Source organism: Acinetobacter sp. Swhac1, from assembly GCF_013390985.1.
GTDB lineage: Bacteria > Pseudomonadota > Gammaproteobacteria > Pseudomonadales > Moraxellaceae > Acinetobacter > Acinetobacter towneri.
Map to the genome: position 1 here is coordinate 1 of NZ_JACASN010000100.1, position 1,295 is coordinate 1,295.

The following is a 1,295-nucleotide window of genomic DNA, read 5'->3' on the forward strand; positions in this document are numbered from 1 at the left end:
TCACCGAATGAGCTGATCACGCTGACCACAGACACCGTGACCCTGACAGCAACAGCGACGGATAAAGATGGTGACGTGCATAGTGCGTTCATCAACCTGGGCGACAAAGTTGGCTTCCGTGATGATGCGCCAGTGGTAACCACCAATACGGTAGGTACAGCGTTAGAAGTAGATGAAACGTTCCTGACCACAGATGATAGCGAAAACTTTGCCAGTGCGTTTAGTGTGAACTACGGTGCAGATGGTGCAGGTAGCACAGCGTACAGCCTGGGGGTTAAAGCCACAGGAGTAGACAGTGGTGTAGTGGATACAGCCACAGGCGAGAAAGTCTATCTGTATCTTGAAAGTGGTGTAGTGGTTGGACGTGTGGGTAATGCAGGTTCAGCGGACGCATCAGGTGCGAAAGCGTTTGAAATCCGTGTAGATAGTGCAACCGCAGAAGTGGGTCTGGATCAGATTCGTTCTCTGGTTCACCCAACAGGTGGTGCAACATCACCGAATGAGCTGATCACGCTGACCACAGACACCGTGACCCTGACAGCAACAGCGACGGATAAAGATGGTGACGTGCATAGTGGGTTCATCAACCTGGGCGACAAAGTCGGCTTCCGTGATGATGCGCCAGTGGTAACCACCAATACGGTAAGTACAGCGTTAGAGGTAGATGAAACGGTATTGACCACAGATGATAGCGAAAACTTTGCCAGTGCGTTTAGTGTGAACTACGGTGCAGATGGTGCAGGTAGCACAGCGTACAGCCTGGGGGTTAAAGCCACAGGAGTAGACAGTGGTGTAGTGGATACAGCCACAGGTCAGCGTGTTTATTTATACCTTGAGGGCGGCATCGTTGTAGGTCGTGTAGGTGTAGGCGGATCTGCAAGTTCAACAGGTTTGAAAGCGTTTGAAATCCGTGTAGATAGTGCGACCGCAGAAGTGGGTCTGGATCAGATTCGTTCTCTGGTTCACCCAACAGGTGGTACAGCGTCACCGAATGAGCTGATCACGCTGACCACAGACACCGTGACCTTGACAGCAACAGCGACGGATAAAGATGGTGACGTGAATAGTGCGTTCATCAACCTGGGCGACAAAGTTGGCTTCCGTGATGATGCGCCAGTGGTAACCACCAATACGGTAATTACAGCGTTAGAAGTAGATGAAACGTTCCTGACCACAGATGATAGCGAAAACTTTGCCAGTGCGTTTAGTGTGAACTACGGTGCAGATGGTGCAGGTAGCACAGCGTACAGCCTGGGGGTTAAAGCCACAGGAGTAGACAGTGGTGTAGTGGATAC

1 protein-coding gene is annotated in these 1,295 nt (G+C 51.2%); it reads left to right on the forward strand.

All coding sequences use genetic code 11. From position 1 onward, the window contains the following. The coding region (locus HX743_RS16075; protein WP_250316266.1) for a DUF5801 repeats-in-toxin domain-containing protein at positions 1 to 1,295 on the forward strand (1,295 nt) is incomplete at both ends.